At 39.4% G+C, this 14,785-nt stretch carries 17 protein-coding genes; 13 read left to right on the forward strand and 4 right to left on the reverse strand.

Annotation, left to right across the window (positions count from 1 at the left end; translation table 11 throughout):
- The first annotated feature begins 8 nt into the window (after window positions 1-8).
- From ABJN95_RS19520 to ABJN95_RS19550, 7 genes are all read left to right on the forward strand, one after another.
- The gene (locus ABJN95_RS19520) at window positions 9-638 is read left to right on the forward strand and encodes an HmuY family protein (protein ID WP_348372959.1); all 630 of its coding nucleotides are present in this window, start codon (window positions 9-11) and stop codon (window positions 636-638) included.
- A gap of 217 nt (window positions 639-855) precedes the next feature.
- Window positions 856-2,040 carry a hypothetical protein gene (locus ABJN95_RS19525; RefSeq protein WP_348372961.1) on the forward strand — a complete coding sequence of 395 codons (1,185 nt, stop codon included), beginning with the start codon at window positions 856-858 and terminating at the stop codon, window positions 2,038-2,040.
- 124 nt (window positions 2,041-2,164) lie between these two features.
- Window positions 2,165-2,701 carry an FMN-binding protein gene (locus ABJN95_RS19530; protein ID WP_348372963.1) on the forward strand — a complete coding sequence of 179 codons (537 nt, stop codon included), beginning with the start codon at window positions 2,165-2,167 and terminating at the stop codon, window positions 2,699-2,701.
- Window positions 2,701-3,201 carry a hypothetical protein gene (locus ABJN95_RS19535; protein ID WP_348372964.1) on the forward strand — a complete coding sequence of 167 codons (501 nt, stop codon included), beginning with the start codon at window positions 2,701-2,703 and terminating at the stop codon, window positions 3,199-3,201. The genes ABJN95_RS19530 and ABJN95_RS19535 overlap by 1 nt, the downstream gene beginning before the upstream one ends.
- Before the next feature lie 52 nt (window positions 3,202-3,253).
- Entirely contained in the window at window positions 3,254-4,726 is a 1,473-nt protein-coding gene (gene guaB / locus ABJN95_RS19540) for an IMP dehydrogenase (RefSeq protein ID WP_348372966.1), read from the forward strand.
- A gap of 29 nt (window positions 4,727-4,755) precedes the next feature.
- Window positions 4,756-5,688 (forward strand): class I SAM-dependent methyltransferase, encoded by a 933-nt coding sequence (locus ABJN95_RS19545; protein WP_348372968.1) that lies wholly within the window; start codon window positions 4,756-4,758, stop codon window positions 5,686-5,688.
- A gap of 149 nt (window positions 5,689-5,837) precedes the next feature.
- On the forward strand, window positions 5,838-6,590 hold the full coding sequence (locus ABJN95_RS19550; RefSeq protein WP_348372969.1) for a hypothetical protein: 753 nt from the start codon (window positions 5,838-5,840) through the stop codon (window positions 6,588-6,590).
- Between the two features lie 74 nt (window positions 6,591-6,664).
- Here ABJN95_RS19550 and ABJN95_RS19555 read toward each other — a convergent pair whose 3' ends face one another.
- Both ABJN95_RS19555 and lysA read right to left on the reverse strand, forming a co-directional pair.
- Window positions 6,665-7,198, reverse strand: coding sequence for a DUF255 domain-containing protein (locus tag ABJN95_RS19555; protein WP_348372971.1), 534 nt, complete (start codon window positions 7,196-7,198; stop codon window positions 6,665-6,667).
- Window positions 7,199-7,276: 78 nt separating this feature from the next.
- Complete coding sequence (gene lysA / locus ABJN95_RS19560; RefSeq protein WP_348372972.1) at window positions 7,277-8,518, reverse strand: diaminopimelate decarboxylase; 1,242 nt, start codon at window positions 8,516-8,518, stop codon at window positions 7,277-7,279.
- A 169-nt stretch (window positions 8,519-8,687) separates the two neighbouring features.
- On the opposite strand from lysA, the gene ABJN95_RS19565 reads away from it, so the two are divergent.
- The 4 genes from ABJN95_RS19565 (at window position 8,688) to ABJN95_RS19580 (ending at window position 11,966) form a co-directional block, all read left to right on the forward strand.
- Window positions 8,688-9,329, forward strand: coding sequence for an LON peptidase substrate-binding domain-containing protein (locus ABJN95_RS19565; RefSeq protein WP_348372974.1), 642 nt, complete (start codon window positions 8,688-8,690; stop codon window positions 9,327-9,329).
- Window positions 9,330-9,434: 105 nt separating this feature from the next.
- Window positions 9,435-10,628: an ADP-forming succinate--CoA ligase subunit beta gene (gene sucC / locus ABJN95_RS19570; protein WP_348372976.1), complete on the forward strand. Its 1,194-nt coding sequence runs from the start codon at window positions 9,435-9,437 to the stop codon at window positions 10,626-10,628.
- 227 nt (window positions 10,629-10,855) lie between these two features.
- Complete coding sequence (locus tag ABJN95_RS19575) at window positions 10,856-11,194, forward strand: hypothetical protein (protein WP_348372978.1); 339 nt, start codon at window positions 10,856-10,858, stop codon at window positions 11,192-11,194.
- Between the two features lie 427 nt (window positions 11,195-11,621).
- Window positions 11,622-11,966 carry a hypothetical protein gene (locus ABJN95_RS19580; protein WP_348372979.1) on the forward strand — a complete coding sequence of 115 codons (345 nt, stop codon included), beginning with the start codon at window positions 11,622-11,624 and terminating at the stop codon, window positions 11,964-11,966.
- 51 nt (window positions 11,967-12,017) lie between these two features.
- On the opposite strand, the gene ABJN95_RS19585 is transcribed toward ABJN95_RS19580, so the two are convergent.
- Entirely contained in the window at window positions 12,018-12,383 is a 366-nt protein-coding gene (locus ABJN95_RS19585) for a DUF1456 family protein (RefSeq protein ID WP_348372981.1), read from the reverse strand.
- A gap of 124 nt (window positions 12,384-12,507) precedes the next feature.
- Here ABJN95_RS19585 and ABJN95_RS19590 point away from each other — a divergent pair, with 124 nt between their 5' ends.
- Window positions 12,508-12,909 (forward strand): TerB family tellurite resistance protein, encoded by a 402-nt coding sequence (locus tag ABJN95_RS19590; RefSeq protein ID WP_348372983.1) that lies wholly within the window; start codon window positions 12,508-12,510, stop codon window positions 12,907-12,909.
- A gap of 48 nt (window positions 12,910-12,957) precedes the next feature.
- Here the strand turns inward: ABJN95_RS19590 and ABJN95_RS19595 are convergent, their stop codons facing one another.
- Entirely contained in the window at window positions 12,958-14,091 is a 1,134-nt protein-coding gene (locus ABJN95_RS19595; RefSeq protein WP_348372985.1) for a P1 family peptidase, read from the reverse strand.
- Between the two features lie 205 nt (window positions 14,092-14,296).
- On the opposite strand from ABJN95_RS19595, the gene ABJN95_RS19600 reads away from it, so the two are divergent.
- Window positions 14,297-14,722 carry an Hsp20/alpha crystallin family protein gene (locus tag ABJN95_RS19600; RefSeq protein ID WP_348372987.1) on the forward strand — a complete coding sequence of 142 codons (426 nt, stop codon included), beginning with the start codon at window positions 14,297-14,299 and terminating at the stop codon, window positions 14,720-14,722.
- Window positions 14,723-14,785: the final 63 nt, after the last annotated feature.

A 14,785-nucleotide genomic window follows, 5' to 3' on the forward strand; every position in this document is an offset into this window, starting at 1 on the left:
CATTTCTTATGAAAATGACATCCAAAGTTTTAATACTACTTTTTCTTGCTATCGCTTTTATTTCCTGTAACGATGACGATAACGACCCAATTTTGGTAGCAGTAGAAAGTGAAACAGCAAACGATATTCCCGCTCCGCAAACCGGAGGTCAGGGGCAACCGGTAGGGGGTAATTTTACAAAGTTCAGTTTTGCTACTGGCGCGGTTACAACAAGCGATACGGATTGGGATATTGCTTTCAGAGGTACAACTATAGCCGTAAATGGTGGAACAGTAACAGGAACCGACGATGAACCTGAGCGCAATGGAAATGCCGGTGCCTTTGTCGCTTCCGGAACTTTTGAAAGTATCAAAGATGCTGCGGGAATTACTTTTACACAAGATACTGATGGCAGCTTTGCCATACCTACAGGAAGTGATAATGGATGGTATAATTACAATCCACAAGTGAATATCGTTACGGCAATTCCAGGAAAGATTTTGGTTATTAAGACCCATGATGGTAAATACGCAAAGATGGAAGTCTTGAGTTACTATAAAGGCGCGCCTGCTCAACCAGATGGCTTTGTTGACGAATCGCGTTTTTACACTTTTAATTATGTGTATAACCCCAATGACGGGCAGACCGTGTTGGAATAAAGCAGTTTGAGTTGTGTTAGTTTGAAAGGCCCATTTTCTAATAATGAGAATGGGTCCTTCTTTAGACAATGCGCAGTATTTACCACCCAATATTGAAAATTTAAGAATTCTCTAATTTTATTTAGATTTAATTTAAATAAAGTTTGCTCGATTCGATTTTGATATTAAATTTGCACCTCTAAAAATTAATTATCTATAACAAGTCTAAATAAGAATAATGTCTAAACAACCACTTTTATCAATCATTTTTTTCTTTATAGTTATCACACTTGGTTTTGCACAAACACAAACCGATTCGATCACATTTGTACCGCAATCACAGTTAAATGCCGCCCAGCGTTTACTTTCAGGTAATTATGCTTCGGCAGTAACGGTAAGTGCATACGCAGAAATTTTATATAATCAACCTGAGGGAGATAACGGCGAGCTAGATGTTCAACGGATGGTGTTACTTTTCGGTTACCGTTTTAATGAAAAAACACAGTTTATTACCGAAGTAGAATTAGAGCATGTGAACGAAGTTTTCATTGAACAGGCATTTGTGAATTACGCGGTGGGGAGTAGTATTTCACTACGTGGAGGATTAATGCTGGTGCCTATGGGTATCATTAATGAGTTTCATGAACCAACTACTTTTAATGGTACTGAACGACCCGCTATGGATAACGCCATAATACCCACTACATGGCGAGAAATTGGAATTGGCGCCGCTGGTAGGTTCAATGATATTTCCCTAGGGTATCAAGTCTATGTTTTCAATGGTTTCAAATCTACTGAAGCCAACGGCGAAGGTGGCTTGTCTGGTTTTCTCCAAGGCTCTAATGGATTGAGAGGCGGCCGCCAAAAAGCCATTCAATCGACCATAGATAGTCCGACCCTTTCGGCAAAATTTGATTACTACGGAATTCCTGGTCTGCGCCTTGGTCTTTCCGGTTATTTTGGAAAAACACAGGCCACTGACGATATTGAGGAAATTGAAGGAGCAAATATTGGTATCAGTATGATTGGTTTAGATGCACGCTATGCCTACCAACGTTTTACCGCCAGAGGTCAATTTGTACATGCATCGCTTTCCGATACAGACCTATATAACAATGCCACAGGTAGAGACTTAGGCAGTGCTTTGCAAGGTTTTTACGTAGAAGGTGCCTATAACCTTTTACCCGTAAACAAAAAACAAAAACTATTTGCTTTCGCCCGTTATGAAAAGTTCAATACACATGCAGATACAGCAGGAGATTTGACTGCCAACGCCGCCTACGACAGAACTGATGTGACTACGGGACTTACATATCATATTGCTCCTGGTGTTGTTGTTAAGGGTGATTATCAATTCCGGTCCAACGAATCTGATACCGCTACGAAAAATAGATTGAACTTCGGCATCGGGGTGTGGTTCTAAAGAGCAATTTGTGTGTGTTCAATCCCTTCCCCGCTGTGATGAAAATTAAATAGATGGGATAAATTGTTTACAAAATAATAACACTATTTTTATTGAGATTGATTCTAAATTGATACCTTTGCCTATGCTTCGTAAATCAGGACTTATTGGCATTTTTCTTTGTACCGCATTCCTGTTGGTGGGCTTCGGGCTTCCTAAAAATGTTCAGAAAAAGGTAATTAAAGAAGTTGCAAAAGCTTTTGAAGTTGAAGACTTCCAAATGAATGCCGTTGTTGTATCAGAGGCACTAAGAGGACAGCTTCCTACAAAACTTACCGCCGATAACTTTTATGAACTCTCCAAAGGTGACGAGCTTTTAGGCTATGCTTTTGTTGACCAAGCACCAAGTAAGACCGCCAAGTTTGACTACCTCGTTGTTTTTGATTCCAATTTGAAGGTAAAACACTCTAAAATTTTAATCTATCGTGAAGAGTATGGGGGTGAAATTGGTAGTAAAAGATGGTTGAAACAATTCTTGGGTAAAAGTGGAGGCGATCGCGTTGACCATGAAACCAATATTGACGGCATTGCTGGGGCGACCATTTCGGTGCGCTCTATGACCAATGCTATGGACGATTTGTTACAAACTATAGAAATTCTTCAAGCAAACGAAGCTTTGTAATGCACTATAACGGTCTTTTGTCTTCTTTTCCAAAGGAAATAAAAATCTTTGTTGCGGCCTTTGTTGTCATTTTATCCATAGGTTTTTTCACCGGTTTACTTTTTGTTTCGCAAACAAGTACAACTTCCGCTGACGGCCTAGTAGAAAATTATAACGGTAATGAAGAAGATGAGGAGGCTGAGGTAATGAAATTTAAAAAGAGTGAGCGTGAAATGTTGACCATAGTGCATACCCACATTCTTTCGATGTCATTTATTTTCTTTTTGTTGGGCGGATTGGTATGGTTAACCAAACTCTCCAAAAGGCTTAAACTGTTTTTGACTGTTGAGCCATTCGTGTCCGTTATCTTAACCTTTGGGGGAATATACTTTCTTTGGCTCGATGTGCTATGGATGAAATATGTGGTCATCTTCTCAGGGTTTTTAATGACACTTACATTTACGGCTTCTTCATTTTTAGTACTCTATCAATTGACTTTGAAGCCAAGTGAGAACAACTGAAGTAATCCCAATAAAAATCACTACATTTGCTCGCAATTAATCCTTAATTGCCATGCAAGCTCACCTTGACAAAATTGTTGGAGAAGGTCTTACTTACGACGACGTACTCCTAGTTCCTGCCTTTTCAGAAGTACTGCCTAGAGAGGTAAACATTCAATCGAAATTTACACGCAATATTACAATTAATGTACCGATAGTTTCAGCTGCTATGGATACCGTAACCGAATCGCGTATGGCCATTGCCATTGCTCAGGAGGGCGGAATTGGTGTTTTGCACAAAAACATGACCATCGAACAACAGGCGATTAAAGTTCGCAAGGTAAAGCGAGCTGAGAGCGGTATGATTCTAGATCCTGTTACCATGCCTCTCCATTCAAAGGTAAGTGATGCCAAAGCGAATATGAAGGAACATAGTATTGGTGGAATTCCGATAGTCGATGATGCTGGTAAGTTGATTGGTATTGTGACCAATCGTGATTTGCGTTTCGAAAAGAATAACAATAGACCAATTTCTGAAGTGATGACCTCGCAAAATTTGGTTACGGCCGCGGAGGGAACTTCACTTTCTGAAGCAGAAGATATTTTACAAGAACATAAAATTGAGAAACTACCCGTAGTCGATAACAACAACAAATTGGTCGGCCTAATTACCTTTCGGGACATTACGAAACTGACACAGAAACCCATAGCAAACAAAGATAAATACGGAAGATTGCGAGTTGCGGCAGCGCTCGGGGTAACAGCTGATGCAGTTGATCGGGCAGAAGCTTTGGTAAATGCTGGCGTAGATGCCGTAGTTATCGACACGGCACATGGTCATACCAAAGGAGTGGTTGCTGTTTTGAAGGAGGTAAAAAAGAAATTCCCCGAACTCGAGGTCATTGTGGGTAACATTGCCACTGGCACAGCCGCAAAGTATTTGGTCGATGCCGGAGCAGATGCAGTTAAGGTGGGTATCGGTCCCGGATCGATATGCACAACCAGAGTTGTAGCGGGCGTTGGTTTTCCACAATTTTCAGCTGTTTTAGAGGTCGCTGCTGCGATTAAAGGTTGTGGAGTTCCCGTAATTGCTGATGGAGGAATCCGCTATACTGGTGATATCCCAAAGGCCATTGCCGCAGGTGCTGACACCGTGATGCTTGGTTCATTATTGGCGGGTACGAAAGAATCTCCTGGAGAAACCATTATCTATGAAGGACGAAAATTTAAGTCGTATCGAGGTATGGGATCAGTTGAAGCCATGAAACAAGGATCAAAAGACCGCTATTTTCAAGACGTAGAAGATGATATAAAGAAGTTAGTACCTGAAGGAATCGTTGGTCGCGTACCCTATAAAGGCGAATTGTACGAAAGTATCCACCAATTTGTTGGTGGCCTTAGAGCTGGTATGGGGTACTGCGGTGCCAAGGATATTGCTGCCTTACAACATAATGGACGTTTTGTTAAGATAACAGCTAGTGGAATTAATGAGAGTCATCCTCATGACGTGACTATCACCAAAGAGTCACCTAATTATAGTAGATAGTTCTTAAGATGAACCTAATCGAACCTCCAATGAACTGCAGAATTTGCGGTAATTCAGAAAGTAATACTGCATACATTGGTAAGGAAATGATGTTTGGGCTTCGTGATGAATTTGACTATTTTCAATGTAGCCGTTGTGAATGTTTGCAGATAGCCGATGTTCCTGATGATATGTCGCGCTATTATCCAGAACAGTACTATAGTTTTGGCAGTTATAGCGGTAATAAATTCAAAGGCTTTAAAGGTAGATTTCGCCGCATGAAGTACGCCGCCTTGGTGAATCACCAAAATTTCTTTCATACCATTGTACGTTTCCTCACCGGTAAGACAGATTATGATCTGTTTCAAGGGCTGCAAGTTCAAAACAGTACCCGTATATTAGATGTAGGTTGTGGTAATGGTCAAAGTTTTCTTTATCCCCTGGCCGAAGTTGGATATTCAAATATCTTAGGCTGTGACCCTTACTTGGAGGATGATATCTCATACCCCAATGGACTAAACATCAAAAACTCAAGTATTCACAATCTGTCGGGAACGTGGGATATAATTACATTTCATCACTCCTTTGAGCATATCAACGACCCTATTGAAAATTTGAAAAAGGTACGCCAATTGTTAGCTCCTAATGGAGTTTGTATTATCCGAATTCCTACTGTTTCATCCTTCGCTTGGCAGCACTATAAAACCAATTGGGTACAGTTCGATGCACCGCGACACTTCTTTCTACATTCGAAGAAAAGCATGCAAAAGCTTGCTGAAATCACCAATTTAGATTTCTTTAAAACAGACTATGATAGCACGCATTTTCAGTTCTCAGGAAGCGAAATGTATCGTAAAGACATTCCACTGTCAGAACGAAGGTCCGTAGGTTTTTTTAACAAATTGCGCTATAAGAAACGGGCTCGAAAATTAAACAAAGAGGGCAATGGTGATCAAGCCGCCTTCTTCTTTAAAAAGAAGTAAACTTCTTTCTTCATTCCGCTTTGCAGCGATTTGTAACTGCCATTTATCAACTGATTCAGAAGCTAAACCGCTCTTGTACAGAGGCTGGTATTCCTAAATTTTGTTAAAGTTTTCTTAACTTTAGCCAAATAACCCTCGAAACTATAATCATGGAAAACGGAAAATCATCAAAAAAAATCACCAAAATCGTCGATGACACCATGTCATCGCAAACTGCCGATACCGGCGGTACATGGACACCTACTGAAGAGAGTAAATCAAAGGCAACTACATTCAGAGTTATCGCTGTAGTAGGCTGGATTGTAGCCATCGGATGCCAGATTTTTGCATATTTTAAACTGCAAGAGATACCGGTCAACATGGTCTGGATGATCGGATTAATCGTTGTTGCATTGATTTTTGCAATTCTAGGTAACATCTTATGGAAAAAAGCAAACCGTTTGGACCCCGCATCGGAGAAGAATAAGTTTAAATTCTTTGTGCAGAATCAGCTGGGTATGATCATCAGTGTACTTGCATTCCTCCCTATGGTCGTTCTTATTTTTACGAATAAGAATCTGAGTGGAAAACAAAAAGGAATTCTAGGATCGATTGCCATTGCCGCCCTTGCCGCTGCAGGTTTAACGGGAACTGATTTTAATCCACCTTCAGCAGAACAATATTCCGAACAAACCAAGCAGGTTGAGCTACTCAATGATGGTGTGAATCAGGTCTATTGGACTCCATCAGGTAAGAGCTACCATCTATATCAAGATTGTTCTTATATCAATGGGAAACGCACCAACGAAATTTTCCAAGGTACGGTTGCAAAAGCAAGAGAGTTAAAAAAAATAACCGATTTATGCGATAGGTGCCAAAATAAGGCTAAAAAGGCCAAGGCGCTTGACCTTAGCACAGAATAGTTCAATGGAATGCGTTAAAGAGGTGTTCCTTTCACTGTATAGTGATTGGAGCATTTTTCTATGTGTTGGAATGCTTATTTTCCTTTGCTCGAGTAGGTTTTCCAGTCCTTTTCTTTGTAGATGTCGTCACCAAAGTATTTAGCGATATTTAAGAAAGGCTCGGGTTTTTGATAGCCAGGAACGGGTGAAAGCATGTTCATTTCCTCATCTAAGAAGATCGTAGTGGGGTAACTCAGTTTGCCACCCATTAAAGCTGCGGCGAACTCGTGATAGCCTTTCCTTCCGGAAGGAACGAAATTGAAAGTTCTTCCTTTGTATTCTATAGGTTCTTTTCCTTCTCCATCTAATTTCACCATATAAAAGTTAGCGTCCATATAAGCTGCTACTTCGGCATTCTGAAAGGTATCTTTGTCCATCTTTTTGCACCATCCACACCAATCAGTATAGACATCGACAAATATTTTCTTTGGATTTTCCTCGCTTGTCGCCAATGCTGCAGCCTCGCTCCAGGAGAGCCAAGTTACTTCTTGGGCGCTGGTAGTATGTGTCACCAAAGCGACAAAAAGGAAAAGGATGAAACCTATTGATTTTGGGGCAATTGCCTTCATGAGTACTTATTTTTCTGAATTAGTCCAAAGACTATACCAAAACTAACGAAAATCCACGACCTTTATTTCAAGAAGATGCTATTTAAGCTTTGCGGTTTCTTTGACTGGGGAGAATAAATCTTTAACATCAACCTGATGTTGAATCAAATCATCGAAGTTTTCTCTTTCCCGAATGAGAATAGCTTTACCCTTATGCCATAATACTTCAGGCGGCCTAAATCTTGAGTTGTAGTTGCTGGCCATCGTAAAACAGTAGGCACCGGCATTTTTGAAACACAGAATGTCACCTTCCGAGATTTCATTGATTCTGCGGTTGCTGGCGAATGTATCAGTTTCACAAATATATCCTACTACCGAGTAATAGCGTTCCCTGCCTTTTTCATTTGAAATATTTACGATAGAATGGGTTGCCCCATAGAGCATCGGTCTGATCAAGTGATTGAATCCAGAGTCAATACTTGCAAAGACCGTTGAAGTGGTCTGTTTTACTACATTTACGTTCGCCAAAAAATAACCCGCTTCGCTCACTAAGAATTTTCCAGGTTCAAAAGCCAGGGTAAGTTCTTTGCCATATTCCCTACAGAATTCATTGAATCTTGAGCTTAATTTTTTGCCCAATTCCTCTACATTGGTTTCGATGTCACCTTCTTTATAAGGAACTTTAAATCCACTACCAAAGTCGATAAAATCTAGATCAGAGAAGTTTTTCGCTGTTTCAAAGAGTATTTCCGAAGCGTATAAAAAGACATCAATATCTAAAATATCACTGCCGGTATGCATGTGAATACCGTTGATATTCATTTGGGTTAAATCAACAATCCGTAGCAAATGTGGAATTTGGTGGATGCTGATCCCAAACTTAGAATCGATATGACCAACAGAGATGTTGGAGTTTCCTCCAGCCATTACATGCGGATTGATACGAATGCATACAGGAATATCTGGATGCTTACTACCAAACTGCTCCAAAATGGAGAGGTTGTCAATATTGATACGCACACCCAACTTTGCAGCCTCTTCAATTTCCTCCAGGGAGACACCATTAGGAGTGAATATGATTGATTCTGGTTTAAAGCCTGCCAATAATCCGAGCTGAACTTCCTGAATTGACACGGTATCTAAACCACTTCCTAAGCTGTTCATTAACTTCAAAATGGCCAAGTTAGACAGTGCTTTAGCTGCGTAATTCAATTGCAGCTTCTTCACCCCGCTGAAGGCATTTGTCAATCTATTGAATTGAGAAATTATTTTTTCTGAGCTATAAACATATACTGGATCACCATATGTTTTGGCAATTTTGAGTAAATCAGCATTCTTCATATTGCAATTTATTTTGAACAAATCTAGCTTTCTTACACTGTCCAAACAAAAAAAGAATGCTAATTATAATTAATACAACAATTTGTTATATTTATAACAAATTATGAATTGGAATTCATTTGTTGTTGAGCGGACTGTATCGTATTTTTACCCAAATTGCTAGTGTTATATGAAGTTGCCCTTATTTCCTTTACAATCTATATTTTTTCCAGGTGAGACGGTTCCGCTACACATTTTTGAGGAGCGCTATAAGCAACTGATAAGTGACTGTCGTGACGAGGCTACTACCTTCGGTATTCCTGTTTATATATATGATAGTATCCTTTTTGGAACTGAAGTACAGTTGGTGGAAATCGTAAATTCTTACGAGGGAGGAGAGATGGATGTTACCTGCGTCGCAAGACAGGTTTTTAAGGTGAATACCTTTGAAAACCAAATGGAAGGAAAATTGTATGCTGGTGGCGATGTCGCATTTTTAGATAACATAAACGATGCCGACGATAGTAGTAGACATGAAGTGCTAGGGCTTTTGGAGGCCTTATATAATCTAATGTCGGTACCTTTTACTCCCATCCCGGTTGAAAAATTCCACAGCCATGTCCTCGTACATAAAATGGGTTTGTCTTTCGAGCAAGAATACGAGCTCTTGCAACTTTCTCGGGAAAGTGAGCGACTGGCTTTTATAAAAAATCATTTGGTAACTACGATTACCGTTTTAGAAGAGGTGAATAGAACCAAGCAGACCATAAAATTGAATGGGGACTTTAAAAATTTTGACCCGCTTGATTTTGATGATTACTCCATAAAATAGTCGCTTCGGTTTTAACTTCTTAAGGAAATACTGTTCACTATTATTTTAGTGTAAATCATAATCGTTTCCTATTTTTGCACCCGAACCTAAATACACCTTCTATATATGAATCTTCACGAGTATCAAGGAAAAGAAATTTTGGCCAGTTTTGGCGTTCGTATTCAGCGCGGTATTGTCGCGCATAATGCAAAAGAGGCGGTTGATGCTGCCAAACAATTAACGGCTGAAACAGGCACAGGATGGCATGTCATTAAGGCTCAGGTTCATGCTGGGGGCCGCGGTAAGGGCGGTGGGGTTAAACTTGCTAAGAATTTAAAAGAGGTTGAAGAATTGGCAGGTCAGATCATTGGCATGAATTTGATAACGCCACAAACCTCAGCTGAAGGTAAGAAGGTACATCAGGTCTTAATCGCAGAAGATGTATATTATCCAGGCGACAGTGAAACCAGTGAATTCTATATGTCTGTTTTGTTAAATAGAGGTACTGGTAAAAACATGATTATGTATTCTACTGAAGGTGGAATGGATATTGAAGAAGTGGCCGAGAAAACACCCCATCTTATTTATACAGAAGAGATTGATCCGGCGGTAGGATTGTTGCCTTTTCAAGGTCGGAAAATAGCCTTCAATTTAGGACTTTCAGGAATGGCTTTCAAAGAGATGACCAAGTTCGTTGGTTCTTTGTATAAAGCTTATGTAGAAAGCGATTCAAGCATGTTTGAAATCAATCCGGTTTTAAAAACCTCAGATGATAAGATTATGGCAGTTGATGCCAAAGTATCTATCGATGATAATGCGTTATATAGAAGAAAGCAATATGCAGAAATGCGTGATTTGCGTGAAGAAAATCCCATAGAGGTCGAGGCAGGTTCCTTAGGATTGAACTATGTAGATTTAGATGGAAACGTCGGTTGTATGGTTAATGGAGCCGGACTCGCAATGGCCACAATGGATTTAATTAAAATGGCTGGCGGTGAGCCTGCTAACTTTCTAGATGTTGGTGGTACCGCAGACGCAAAGCGAGTAGAAGAAGCTTTTCGCATCATCTTAAAAGATGATGGTGTAAAAGCCATTCTAGTAAATATTTTTGGAGGTATTGTGCGTTGTGATCGCGTTGCCAATGGTATTGTTGAGGCTTACAAGAACATGGGAGATACCATCAACGTTCCGATCATAGTTCGTTTACAAGGTACAAACGCGGAGATTGCAAAAGAAATTATCGATAATTCTGGTTTAGCAGTGCATTCAGCTGTACAGTTTCAAGAAGCCGCTGATAAAGTCAAGGAAGTGCTTAGTTAAGAATTATAGCTACAACAGATAAAAAAAGAGCCGTGTATAACACGGCTCTTTTTGTTCGTGATTTTAACATTTATAGCCAAGGCAAGTTAAAATGTGTTAATTGTGAATTTTTACTGTAACTATGTAGCAGTTTCCTTAGTCCATTTAGTAATTCATCATTCAAATTAGTATTAATCAGATTTTGAGAAAACCGACAATCATCGGGTCAAAATCACAAAACGAACAGCATGAAAAAAATCAGTTTGATGCTAGTGGCAACATTGCTACTGGCAAGTACGAGTGTTTTCGCAATCGACGAAAATCCAAACAGCAATCCGTCAAATGAACTTCAGACGAAAGTCAGGAAACTACTTGATGGCTACTTTGAAATGTCTTCTGAGGAGAAATTCAAAGCGACTTTAATATTTACGGTAAACAAAGATGGAGAACTCGTGGTATTGTCAGTCGATTCTGATCAAAAGGAATTCTGTCAATTTGTAAAAAACCAGTTGAACTATAAGGAAGTCAAAATTGATGGAATTGTTGAAGGAAGACGTTATACTATTCCAATAACCGTACAAACTTAATTTGTTTCCAAAATTGGTATCGAAGGGTAATGTTGCAATAACATTGCCCTTTTCTTTTATGGTAAAGACCTCAAGTGGTTGGAATTTACTTTCCATATCTTTTTTTTTACAACTTTTTCTTGCTCCTTTAAATAGTTTAGGATTTATTTTTTTTGTTTGCTACATGTTTTTTTCTCTTTCGTAATCATAAGGTTATCAAGTTCAAATAATCGTTAAGTTCTTGGTTTGTTTTAGGTTATGATTTTTTTGTGGAATAATTTTGAACCTCAAGTACGCTATTGAAGTCATTAAAAAAATGTTAAAAGCAATTTTGTGTGTAACATTCTCGTTTTTGAGACGTCTTTTTAGTAATTCATCAATTAATTAATAATCAAAATCCTGAAATAAAATCGTCAATCAACGAATCAGGGTTAAAAACAAACAAGTCATGAGAAAAGTTAGTTTAATGTTAGTAGCAGCTTTGCTACTTTCCACTGGGAGTATTTTTGCAAACGATTCTAAAAAAGGTGTAGAGCCTTCAAAAAGCCAAAATCTGTCTGAGCAGATTGGCAAATTCTTAAACAACAACAATTTTGACGAAAAACACGAGGGCTATTCGGCACAAGTGCTTTTTATGCTAAATGACAAAAAGGAAATTGTGGTGCTTTCCGTTGATACCGACAAGGAAGATCTTGAAGGTTTTATCAAAAGTAGATTAAACTACAAGCAAGTAGATCTAAGCAATTTCGAACAAGGTAAAAAATATACCGTATCGGTACGTGTTGCTAGTTAACGGTTGGTCAATGACTAGCAATTTAAAAGTCCTACCTCGAGAAATTCGAGACTAGGACTTTTTTTTGTTCTTATATTTAACAGGATCGATATCGCTACCTATGTTTTTTCGTTGGGCGGTTTTGAAATTAGGCTTGGGTTTCGATACTTTAGGCACTGAACTCCTCTTTAAGAGCACCTCACCAGGATTTTTGGGATTTTCCTTGGTTCCACGCAAATGAATTACCAATCCGTTCAAGAAGTTCCGTAGTACTTGATTGCCGCACTCCATATAATTTGGATGGTCTTCTTTTCTAAAAAAGGCACCCAACTCACTTTTCGAGATGTTGAAATCAGCTTTCTTCAAAATGTCTACAATTTCATCGTCTCTCAGCATCAAAGCTACCCGCAGTTTCTTAAAAATGTCGTTGTTGGTCATACCATATTATTTCTTTGCAAGATATCACAAAATTTGAGTCCCCTTGTACATGAGGGTTGTTTGTCGACAATTTATACGATAGTATTTCTTTTTTAGTTATACTATGACCACCTATTCAACAACTATGAGTACCTACGAAGAAAAATTAAGTATTCTTTCTGAAATGATCACCTTTGCAAAGGTCGATAATGTCGTGAAAGAGCCTGAGTACAAATTTTTATGGAGCGTTGCATCGCAATTGGGTATAACGCAAGATGTTTTTGATGCCCTTTTTGAACAGCAAAGTGAACATTTGATCCCAAAGACCCAAGCAGAGCGTATCTTACAATTTCATAGATTGGTTTTGTTGATGAACGTAGATCAAGTACAAGAGGAAGTTGAAGTAAGGCGTCTACATGAAATGGGCTTAGGCATGGGTTTGCCGCCCTCCGCAATAGATCAGGTACTTTCGGTTATGCACAAATATCCTAACAATGTAGTTCCACCTGAAGTGCTTATTGCTATTTTTAAGGCATATGACAACTAGCGCTTGCGTACTATTGTTTTCCCGTTCGAAAGAATAGCAGTGTTCTGCTTATTCTTTTTCTATTGTCCTGTTATATGCTTTCATGATTTTGATGATTTTATCCAAAGGAATCGCCTCCGCTTGATGTCCATCTCGGCCTTTCATGGTGCTAGCAGCAAATAGCGAGTTTAATATAGCCTCTTCGGTTGCCTCGATCGTAGCAAGGAAAAGAGGAGTCATAGCAGCATTTTTTAAGACTCTTTTTTGTTCGAATAATGATTTGTTTTGATGAGCGATTCGATTTTCCAATGCTGTTGAAACAGCTATGACATAGTCGCCACTTCCGTTGGAGGCGACACCCCCGGTTTTGGCCAAGCCCATAATCGCCCTTTTTGCCATTCGTTCCAAGTTTCGTGAAGTCAATGGAGCATCGGTCATCACGACTATCATACAAGAGCCGTCAACATCGTAGGTGTATTGTCTTGGGTAATTATCCAATTCTTTGGCAATGGGTACGCCGTTTAGTTCAAAAACACCACCAAAGTTGGTTTGAACTAAAACGCCTACGGTATATCCTCCTAAAGATTGCGGTACCCGTCGCGACGCGGTACCGATTCCGCCTTTGTACTGAAAGCATATTGTACCTGTTCCGGCCCCTACATTTCCTTCTTCAATTATACCACCTTTAGCATTTTCAATAGCTTTTAATACATCCGTTTCGGTAACGTGCCTACCTCTAATATCGTTTAGCCAACCGTCATTAGTTTCGCCGACCACCGGGTTTACAGAACGTACATTCGAATTTTCACTTTGGGCTAGGGTATAGCTAATAAGTGCTTCAGAAGCCACGGGAACACTTAGGGTGTTGGTTAAAACAATTGGGGTTTCTATATTACCTAGTTCCTTGACCTGGCTGTAGCCTGCCAATTTACCAAACCCATTGCCTAAATAGATTGCGGCCGGTACCTTAGCTTGAAAAATATTGCCTTCATGCGGCAAAATGGCCGTGACACCCGTTCGAATGCTGTCGCCTTCGAGCAATGTAACGTGGCCTACTTTAACCCCTTCCACATCGGTAATTGCATTGTTTTTACCCGGCTTTAAAATTCCGATTTCAATACCGTAATCGCGTACTCTCTTGTTTTGCGCGTAGACGTTTAGATGGGCAATAAAAAGGATAAAAAACAATAGCAGATTTTTCATTGAACGTTATGTATGATTTTGATTCGTTTGTTCCCCCAAGCCCTCTAATCTCCCATTGCGATCTCACAAAATGGGAATTACCTCAATAAAAGTGCCATTATGACATAAAAACCAGGGTGTATTATGTCAAAAAGACATGATATTGCTCTTGGTATGTATTTTGACCTTATGAGCTTGATAAAAAAACTATTTAAAAATACACATTATGAGCATAGTTAAAAGAAATAATTTGGTCTTCCCAGCATTGATAAATGAAATTTTCAAGCCAGACTGGTTTGGTGGCTTGGAAACTGTAGGGCATAACCTTCCGCCCGTGAACATCAAAGAAAACGAAGGGGATTGGCAATTGCAGTTGTTGGTTCCTGGAAGAGTAAAAGAAGATTTTCATATAGAGATAGATAAGGATGTGCTAACTGTATCTACTGAGGTAAAGACTGAAGAGGTGAAAAAAGAGGGCAGATATTCGAGACGAGAGTTTTCATTTCAATCTTTTAAAAGATCCTTCACCTTACCTAACACTATTGATGCGGAAAACATTAAAGGAGATTATGAAAACGGAATATTGAGTTTTGTGCTACCTAAAAAAGAAGAGGCAATGCCAAAACCCAAAAGGCAGATTGAGCTGTCATAAAACATAGTAACGTATTGTGATGCGTCCGTTTCTTCGGACCTTCATGATGATTGGTTTAGTTGG

This window comes from Maribacter sp., from assembly GCF_039974175.1.
Lineage (GTDB): Bacteria > Bacteroidota > Bacteroidia > Flavobacteriales > Flavobacteriaceae > Maribacter_C.

Excerpts from the sequence above, each read along its gene's own strand:
- ABJN95_RS19580 (WP_348372979.1), top strand. The coding sequence starts at position 11,622 with ATGAGAAAAGTTAGTTTAATGTTAGTAGCAGCTTTGCTACTTTCCACT.
- ABJN95_RS19575 (WP_348372978.1), top strand. The coding sequence starts at position 10,856 with ATGAAAAAAATCAGTTTGATGCTAGTGGCAACATTGCTACTGGCAAGT.
- ABJN95_RS19545 (WP_348372968.1), top strand. The coding sequence starts at position 4,756 with ATGAACTGCAGAATTTGCGGTAATTCAGAAAGTAATACTGCATACATT.
- sucC (WP_348372976.1), top strand. The coding sequence starts at position 9,435 with ATGAATCTTCACGAGTATCAAGGAAAAGAAATTTTGGCCAGTTTTGGC.
- ABJN95_RS19535 (WP_348372964.1), top strand. The coding sequence starts at position 2,701 with ATGCACTATAACGGTCTTTTGTCTTCTTTTCCAAAGGAAATAAAAATC.
- ABJN95_RS19565 (WP_348372974.1), top strand. The coding sequence starts at position 8,688 with ATGAAGTTGCCCTTATTTCCTTTACAATCTATATTTTTTCCAGGTGAG.
- guaB (WP_348372966.1), top strand. The coding sequence starts at position 3,254 with ATGCAAGCTCACCTTGACAAAATTGTTGGAGAAGGTCTTACTTACGAC.
- ABJN95_RS19550 (WP_348372969.1), top strand. The coding sequence starts at position 5,838 with ATGGAAAACGGAAAATCATCAAAAAAAATCACCAAAATCGTCGATGAC.
- ABJN95_RS19520 (WP_348372959.1), top strand. The coding sequence starts at position 9 with ATGAAAATGACATCCAAAGTTTTAATACTACTTTTTCTTGCTATCGCT.
- ABJN95_RS19530 (WP_348372963.1), top strand. The coding sequence starts at position 2,165 with ATGCTTCGTAAATCAGGACTTATTGGCATTTTTCTTTGTACCGCATTC.
- ABJN95_RS19525 (WP_348372961.1), top strand. The coding sequence starts at position 856 with ATGTCTAAACAACCACTTTTATCAATCATTTTTTTCTTTATAGTTATC.
- ABJN95_RS19590 (WP_348372983.1), top strand. The coding sequence starts at position 12,508 with ATGAGTACCTACGAAGAAAAATTAAGTATTCTTTCTGAAATGATCACC.
- ABJN95_RS19555 (WP_348372971.1), bottom strand. The coding sequence starts at position 7,198 with ATGAAGGCAATTGCCCCAAAATCAATAGGTTTCATCCTTTTCCTTTTT.
- ABJN95_RS19595 (WP_348372985.1), bottom strand. The coding sequence starts at position 14,091 with ATGAAAAATCTGCTATTGTTTTTTATCCTTTTTATTGCCCATCTAAAC.
- ABJN95_RS19585 (WP_348372981.1), bottom strand. The coding sequence starts at position 12,383 with ATGACCAACAACGACATTTTTAAGAAACTGCGGGTAGCTTTGATGCTG.
- lysA (WP_348372972.1), bottom strand. The coding sequence starts at position 8,518 with ATGAAGAATGCTGATTTACTCAAAATTGCCAAAACATATGGTGATCCA.
- ABJN95_RS19600 (WP_348372987.1), top strand. The coding sequence starts at position 14,297 with ATGAGCATAGTTAAAAGAAATAATTTGGTCTTCCCAGCATTGATAAAT.